The 7,574-nt window shown below is 43.9% G+C and carries 6 protein-coding genes; all 6 read left to right on the top strand.

Features of this window, described 5'->3' with window-relative positions; translation table 11 throughout:
• Positions 1 to 88 precede the first annotated feature (88 nt).
• The 6 genes from recO to dnaG all read left to right on the top strand — a co-directional run bounded on the left by recO (position 89) and on the right by dnaG (position 7,543).
• Positions 89 to 868, top strand: a complete 780-nt coding sequence (gene recO / locus EP58_RS13355; RefSeq protein WP_036094162.1) for a DNA repair protein RecO — start codon at positions 89 to 91, stop codon at positions 866 to 868.
• Positions 869 to 1,258: 390 nt separating this feature from the next.
• Positions 1,259 to 2,149, top strand: coding sequence for a glycine--tRNA ligase subunit alpha (gene glyQ, locus EP58_RS13350; protein WP_036094199.1), 891 nt, complete (start codon positions 1,259 to 1,261; stop codon positions 2,147 to 2,149).
• Entirely contained in the window at positions 2,142 to 4,211 is a 2,070-nt protein-coding gene (gene glyS / locus EP58_RS13345) for a glycine--tRNA ligase subunit beta (protein ID WP_036094161.1), read from the top strand. The genes glyQ and glyS overlap by 8 nt, the downstream gene beginning before the upstream one ends.
• Before the next feature lie 25 nt (positions 4,212 to 4,236).
• Positions 4,237 to 5,061, top strand: a complete 825-nt coding sequence (locus EP58_RS13340; protein WP_036094160.1) for a pyruvate, water dikinase regulatory protein — start codon at positions 4,237 to 4,239, stop codon at positions 5,059 to 5,061.
• A gap of 148 nt (positions 5,062 to 5,209) precedes the next feature.
• Positions 5,210 to 5,653: a YaiI/YqxD family protein gene (locus EP58_RS13335; protein ID WP_036094158.1), complete on the top strand. Its 444-nt coding sequence runs from the start codon at positions 5,210 to 5,212 to the stop codon at positions 5,651 to 5,653.
• 6 nt (positions 5,654 to 5,659) lie between these two features.
• A complete protein-coding gene (gene dnaG, locus EP58_RS13330; RefSeq protein ID WP_036094156.1) occupies positions 5,660 to 7,543 on the top strand; it encodes a DNA primase in 1,884 nt (627 codons plus the stop codon).
• Positions 7,544 to 7,574: the final 31 nt, after the last annotated feature.

Below are 7,574 nucleotides of genomic sequence, written 5' to 3'. Positions count from 1 at the left end.
AGCCATTTACAAGCCGACAGGCTGTTATATGAAATTTTCAAAGAACAATTAAGAAGCTATAAACTTATTATACGAGGAGTGAATCGAGATGGAAAAATGTGAAGGAATCGTCATTCGAACGACCAATTACCGGGAATCTGATAAAATTGTTGTCATTTATTCGAAGGAGTATGGCAAAATTGGTTTAGTCGCTCGTGGCGCGAAAAAAACAAAGAGTCGGCTGGCTGCTGTGACACAACTATTTACAAACGGCGTCTTCACTTTTTACCCGAATCGTGGCTTAGGAACTTTGCAACAAGGCGAAGCGATTACTTCTTTTTCATCCATCCAAACCGATATTTTTCTGACGGCCTATGCGACGTATGCGTGTGAATTGTTAGATAAAGCGACGGAGGAACAGCAAGCGAACGGTCCGCTGTATAACCTTTTTTATCAAATTATTCACCATATTGATGAAGGGTACGATCCGCAGGTGTTGACGCAGATTTTTGAGATGAAGATGCTTTCGGTGTTAGGTCTGTATCCGACGATGGACCGGTGCGCGATTTGTGGGCAGACGGAAGGGCGATTTGATTTCTCGGCGTATGCGAATGGAATCGTGTGTCACCGCTGTTTTGAACGCGATAAATACCGACTTCATATGACGGAGAAATCGGTGAAGCTGATGCGTTTATTTTATATTTTCCAATTGGATCGGTTAGGGAATATTGATGTGAAGCAGGAGACGAAAGAAGAGGTCCAGCGCGCGATTGACACCTACTACGAACAGTATTCGGGTCTGTATTTGAAGAGCAAGAAATTCCTTAATAATATGAAGAACTGGGATACACTTTTAAAGGACCCAACGAAAAAAGAAGATGAGGATTGACTTTCTGCTCAAAATGCGGTAAATTTTAATGTATATACAAAAGGTGCAGCGACGGAAAAATAGTATTAAAAAGCTCTTTTCAAAGCGAGTTCGGAGATGGTGTGAGCCGAATGTGAATCTTTTTAAGAAGGCCTTCCCGAGCACAGACGAAATCAAGGTGGGATTTGAGAATACCCTTTCGCGAAGACGTAAAAAACGCCAAACCATTTTTTAAACGGGTAGGGCGTAAAATACGGCTTTACACAAATCGAGCGCTTGTCGCCGATTTACATCGGGTATAATCTGTCCAAGTAGGGTGGAACCGCGAGATAACTCTCGTCCCTATGCTTTTCTTTTTGGAGGCATAGAGACGAGGGTTTTTATATGCCTAATTTTATGGAGGTGGATTTGATGAATTTACAAACGATGATCCGAACGCTGCAAGATTATTGGTCTGAACAAGGTTGTATTATGTTGCAATCCTATGATGTGGAAAAAGGTGCGGGGACAATGAGCCCGTATACATTTTTAAAAGCGATTGGCCCTGAGCCGTGGAAAGCGGGTTACGTGGAGCCTTCTCGTCGCCCTGCTGATGGTCGTTATGGGGAAAATCCGAACCGTTTATTCCAGCATCACCAATTCCAAGTGGTGATGAAGCCGTCACCGGATAACATTCAAGAGCTGTATCTGGGTTCGCTTGAAAAGCTTGGCATTAACGCGTTAGAGCACGATATTCGCTTTGTTGAGGATAACTGGGAAAATCCATCGCTTGGTTGCGCGGGTCTTGGTTGGGAAGTTTGGCTTGATGGAATGGAAATCACGCAATTCACGTATTTCCAGCAAGTCGGTGGCTTGGAATGTTCACCTGTGACATCAGAAATCACGTATGGTTTGGAGCGTTTGGCTTCGTATATTCAAGAAAAAGAAAACGTGTTTGATTTGGAATGGACGGATGGCATTTCGTATCGTGATATTTTTTATCAAGCGGAATATGAGAACTCGAAGTATGCATTTGAGACGTCGAACGGTGACATGTTGTTATCACTTTTTGATACGTATGAACGCGAGGCGGGTCGTCAAATGGAAGAAGGCCTTGTTTTTCCGGCATATGATTATGTGTTGAAATGCTCGCATACATTTAACTTACTCGATGCAAAAGGCGTTGTTTCAGTGACGGAACGCGCGCAATATATCGCTAGAATTCGGAATTTAGCGCGTCGCATTGCGAAAACTTTTTACAATGAGCGTGAAAAACTAGGATTCCCACTGTTGAAAGAAAAGGAGGGCGCAGATCATGAGTAAAGATTTTCTATTGGAGATTGGTTTGGAGGAAATGCCAGCGAAATATATCACTGCGTCTGTGAAACAATTACAAGAACGCGTCGAAAAATGGCTTGCAGAGAATGATTTGGAATATAAAACAACGGAAGTTTACTCGAGTCCTCGCCGTTTATCCGTGATCGTGAAAGACTTAGCTGAAAAACAAGCGGATCGTGTGGAAGAGTCGAAAGGACCTGCCAAAAAAATCGCGAAAGATGCGGAGGGCAATTGGTCAAAAGCAGCGCAAGGCTTTGCGAGAGGCCAAGGTGTTGATCCTGATACGCTTGAGTTCCGCGAAATTAACGGTGTGGAATATATTTATTTAGAGAAGGAAGTAAAAGGTGCGGCGACGGTGGATTTACTGCCAGAGATGCGCCAAATCGTTACTTCGATGACGTTCCCAGTTAGCATGCACTGGGCAGCCTATGATTTGAAATATATTCGTCCGATTAAATGGTTGATAGCTTTGTTTGGCGATCAAGTTATTCCGTTTGAAATCACGAATGTACCGACTGGAAATGAAACGCGTGGACATCGCTTCTTGGGCGGTTCTGTGGCGATTTCGAATCCTGCTGAGTATGAGGAAGCGCTTTTGAGCCAGTTTGTGGTCGCGGATGCAGCGAAACGAAAAGCGGCGATTGTGAGTCAAATTGAGGAAATCGAAGCGGTAGAAAACTGGAAGATTCCTGTTGACGCGGGTCTTTTGGAAGAGGTTAACAATTTAGTCGAATATCCGACGGTTCTGCACGCTACTTTTGATGAGGCGTATTTGGAGTTGCCTGAGGAAGTTCTGATTACGACGATGAAGGAGCACCAACGTTATTTCCCAGTGGTTGACGAGGCAGGCAAGTTGCGCCCGTACTTTATCACCGTTCGAAACGGAAATCACGAACATTTAGAAACCGTTGCGAAAGGGAATGAAAAAGTACTGCGCGCGCGGCTATCTGATGCGGATTTCTTCTATCAAGAAGATTTGAAAATCACGATTGACGAAGCGGTGGCAAAACTGAACAATATCGTTTTCCATGAAAAACTAGGAACGCTGACGGAAAAAATGGTTCGCGTGAAAAAAGTGGCGCTAATTATCGCGGAACAACTCAACATGACAGAGGCACAAAAAGGGAAAATCGCGCGTGTTGCGGATATTTATAAATTTGACTTAGTAACGAATTTAGTCGGTGAATTCCCTGAATTACAAGGAATCATGGGGGAAAAATATGCGTTATTACAAGGCGAAGATGCGGAAGTGGCGACGGCGATTCGGGAGCATTATATGCCAACATCGGCGGACGGTGAACTGCCACAAAGCGATATCGGTGCTCTGCTTGCAGTTGCGGATAAGCTAGAAACATTGACTGGATTTTTCTGTGTGAATATCGTGCCAACTGGTTCGGCGGATCCATTTAGTTTACGTCGTAGCGCACTGGGAATTATGCGGATTATTCAAGCGAAGAACTGGGATATCCGACTACTTAGCGTATTAGCGGATACGGTCGAAATTGAGCGTGCAGAAGGCCTGAATACGATTCCAAGCGAAGAGGTTTTCGAGCAGGTAGAATTATTCTTGCAAAATCGATTACGCGCGATCCTTTCTGATCAACAAATTCGTCATGACATTATCGATGCGGTCGTTAGCGCTGGCAGCAATGTCGTGCCGGAGCTGATTGAGCGCGCGGAGTTGCTAAATAAGAATCGCGATGCCGAGTGGTTCCGTCCAACAATGGAAGCTCTTGCACGTGTTGTCAATATTTCTAAAAAACATCAAGGCGGCGACATCACGATCGATCCTGGTCTTTTTGAAAATGAGTCGGAGCAACAGTTATTTGATGCGGTTCAAAAGTTGAAACAAGATTATCCGACATTGATTATCGTGGACAGATTGCGAGCTTTTGCAGCGTTACGTACAGCGATTGATGCTTATTTTGAGAATACGCTTGTGATGAGTGACGATGAAGCCGTTCGAAATAATCGCTTGGCATTGTTGTTTGAACTGGCGAGCTTTATTAAGGAATTTGCTCAAATCGAAGAAATAAACGTGAAGTAAGTTTTCATGAAAGGAGTTAATAACAATGACACAACCAGCAGTTTACGTCGTTTCAGATTCAACGGGAGAAACGGCAGAACTAGTAACGCGTGCGGCTTTGATGCAATTTGGCAAGAGTCCGCAGTTCATTCACCGTTTTCATCACGTGGACACACCGGATATGATTGAGGAAATTGTTGATTTAGTGGCGGTGAACAACGGAATTATCGTGCATACCATCGTTGTGGAGGAAGTGCGCGAGGAGTTAAATAAAACCGCGAAAAGTTTCGGCGTACCGATTATTGATATTTTCGGGCCGCTCCTGGCGCAGTTGGAAGAGACGTATCAAATTAAGCCACTTTCTGAGCCTGGTATGGTGCGATCGCTTGACGAAGCCTATTTCCGAAAAGTGGCTGCGATTGAATTTGCGGTGGAGAACGATGATGGTCGGAATCCGCGCGGTTTGTTGCAAGCTGACTACGTGCTAATCGGGATTTCACGGACATCTAAAACGCCGCTTTCGCAATATTTGGCGCTCAAAGGCTTGAAAGTAGCCAATGTCCCGATTGTTCCAGAAGCGCAAGTTCCAGAAGAGCTGTTCGAAATCGATCCGAATAAGATTATCGGCTTAAAAATCAGCAAGGAAAAATTGAACCAGATTCGTGAAAAACGGCTGGCTTCGATTGGACTTAGTGGGGTTGGTAATTACGCGAGCCATGATCGGATTGACGCAGAGCTAGAGATATTTACGGAGCTCACGAATAAGCTGGGATGTTACGTCTTAGATGTTACAAATAAAGCGATTGAAGAGACGGCAAACGACATTTTAATGCATATCGGTGAAATTGTTGATGAAAATTTAGAATTATAGAAGGAAAATCAGATTTTATGGCGAATATATATATTATAGCGATTAAAACGGTGGAAATTCTTGTTTTGATCGCCTATAATATATTTTTGTGTGTGGGTTATGTGTTTTCTCCAAATATAACAGTGAATAGATATGAGGAGGGAGAAACATGAAGATTTTTATCGATGCAGATGCTTGTCCTGTGAAGGATGAGATCCGTGAACTAGCGAAGAAGTATGATTTGCCCATGACTTTTGTGGCGTCATATAATCACTTCTCTGTGAATTTGCCAGCAGGTGAAGAATGGGTTTTTGTCGATACGGATAAGGAATCTGCCGACATGCGCATACTTAATTTAGCGAAGAGCGGCGATATTGTGGTAACTCAAGATATTGGGCTTGCTAGCATGTTGATTGCGAAAGACGTCGCTACTTTTTCTAATCGTGGGGAGGAATATCGCGAGAGTGAGATGGCAATGATGCTTGATATGCGGTATTTACACGCGAAAGAACGTAGGCAAGGCAAGTATAGCAAGGGCCCACGAGCGATGAGTTTCCAAGATAACGAGAATTTTTTACACAAGCTGGATACGTTTATAAAAGTGAGGTTATAATAGAAGATGCAACGGATTCCAGAAGAAAAAATTGATGAGATACGTTCCCAAGCAGACATTGTGGACGTGGTTGGAAATTATGTTCAGCTTAAGAAACAAGGGCGTAATTACACGGGGCTTTGTCCTTTTCATGGCGAGAAAACACCATCCTTTTCGGTATCACCTGAGAAACAGATTTTCCATTGTTTTGGGTGTGGTAAGGGAGGCAATGTTTTTTCATTTTTAATGCAGATTGATGGGCTTTCGTTTGTCGAGTCAGTGAAGAAAGTGGCTGACATGGCACATATTCCGTTAGATATTGAGATATCTTCTGGTGACGGAACGCCTGCCAATCGGCCAGACAGTCAAGAAGGCAAGATGATTGAAATCCATCAATTGACGAGTAAATTGTATCATTATTTGTTGATGGAGACCGAGGAAGGGCAAGAAGCTTTACAATACTTGCTCGATCGGGGCATGTCGGAGCAGGAATTAGATCATTTTGAGATTGGTTTTGCACCGGCAGATGCGCTGACGGTAACCACTTTTTTGAAGAAGCGTGAGGTTGATTTACCGCTTGCGGTGGAATGTGGCTTGCTTACGGAGCGCGATGATGGTAACATAGTAGACCGGTTCCGTAATCGTATTATGTTCCCGATTAAGAATGATCGCGGGCAGTTGGTCGGTTTTTCGGGTCGGCTTTTTAATCAGGAGGATGGGCCGAAATATTTGAACAGTCCGGAGACGCCGATTTTTAATAAGCGAAATATTTTATACCATTTTTCTGATGCAAGACAGGAGATTCGAAAAAAAGAGGAAATCCTGTTGTTGGAAGGATATATGGATGTTATTTCTGGTGTGTCAGCGGAGTTTCAAAATGGTGTGGCCTCGATGGGGACCTCGCTAACCGAGGAACATGTCCAGATGATTCGGCGTGTTACGAACCGAGCGATTATTTGTTATGATGGGGATCGCGCGGGTATTGAAGCGAGTTTCAAAGCTGGAACACTACTGGCAGAGCAGCACCGGTTAGAGGTTTTTGTGTTGCAGTTGCCGAATGGGAAAGATCCGGATGATTTTATTCGCTCAGAAGGCGCAGAGAAATTTGCAGAGATTTACGCACATCAACGCTTGAGCTGGACGGCTTTTAAACTGCAGTTTTTGAGACGGAATCGTAATCTTCAGAATGAGACGGACAAAATTGCTTATTTGGGAGAAGCGCTCGTTGAAATCGGCAAGCTGGATCAAGCGGTGGAGCGAGAGCTTTATTTGAAACAGTTGGGCTCGGAATTTGAGCTGTCGATGGAAGCGTTGAAACAGCAGTTACAGCAATCTGTTGCGACGACTGCGAAGCCAAAGACGCGTGATTATGGTGGACCTCCGCCAGAGGATTTTGGCGATTACCCAGTCTATGATAGTGGCGGTGGGCCTGTTTATGAGGAATTTCATTTTCAGCAACCGACGCAAGCGCCATCAGCGGGTTTGACTTCAGAGAAGCGCCTGTTGAAATACATGCTGGAAGATCGTGATGCATTTATTCAGATTCGGAATATGATGCAGGAGCAGGAAATCGATTTTTATCATGATAACTATCAAGCGTTGTATACGCATTTAATCGGGTTTTATGCATCTGGAAATGATGCGAATCCGCTCGCTTTGATGGATCAACTTCCTAATGAGGTGTCGCGAAATTTAGTCAGTGAACTCGAAATGATGGTCGTAAATACAGATGTGACCAACGAAGAGTACCAAGATTACATTTGCAGCTTAAGAAAAGCCGGCATTGAACGGGATATTAAAGAAAAAGAGCAACAGCTATTAGTAGCCTCGCAACAGGGGGAGATGGCGTTGGCATTAGAACTCGCCAGAACTATCACGACGATGCGGGCTGATTTAAAACGTAATATTTAAGGTAAAAAAACAACTCACACGAAAGATGTTA

This window comes from Paenilisteria newyorkensis (genome assembly GCF_000766145.1).
In the GTDB taxonomy this organism is placed as follows: Bacteria; Bacillota; Bacilli; order Lactobacillales; family Listeriaceae; genus Listeria_A; species Listeria_A newyorkensis.
Note: the sequence above shows the minus strand (reverse complement) of the source record. Positions and strands in the feature narration are given on the sequence as shown.

Bases quoted from the DNA above. Each gene is read 5' to 3' on its own strand.
- EP58_RS13335 (WP_036094158.1), top strand. From the start codon at position 5,210: ATGAAGATTTTTATCGATGCAGATGCTTGTCCTGTGAAGGATGAGATC.
- glyQ (WP_036094199.1), top strand. From the start codon at position 1,259: ATGAATTTACAAACGATGATCCGAACGCTGCAAGATTATTGGTCTGAA.
- glyS (WP_036094161.1), top strand. From the start codon at position 2,142: ATGAGTAAAGATTTTCTATTGGAGATTGGTTTGGAGGAAATGCCAGCG.
- EP58_RS13340 (WP_036094160.1), top strand. From the start codon at position 4,237: ATGACACAACCAGCAGTTTACGTCGTTTCAGATTCAACGGGAGAAACG.
- dnaG (WP_036094156.1), top strand. From the start codon at position 5,660: ATGCAACGGATTCCAGAAGAAAAAATTGATGAGATACGTTCCCAAGCA.
- recO (WP_036094162.1), top strand. From the start codon at position 89: ATGGAAAAATGTGAAGGAATCGTCATTCGAACGACCAATTACCGGGAA.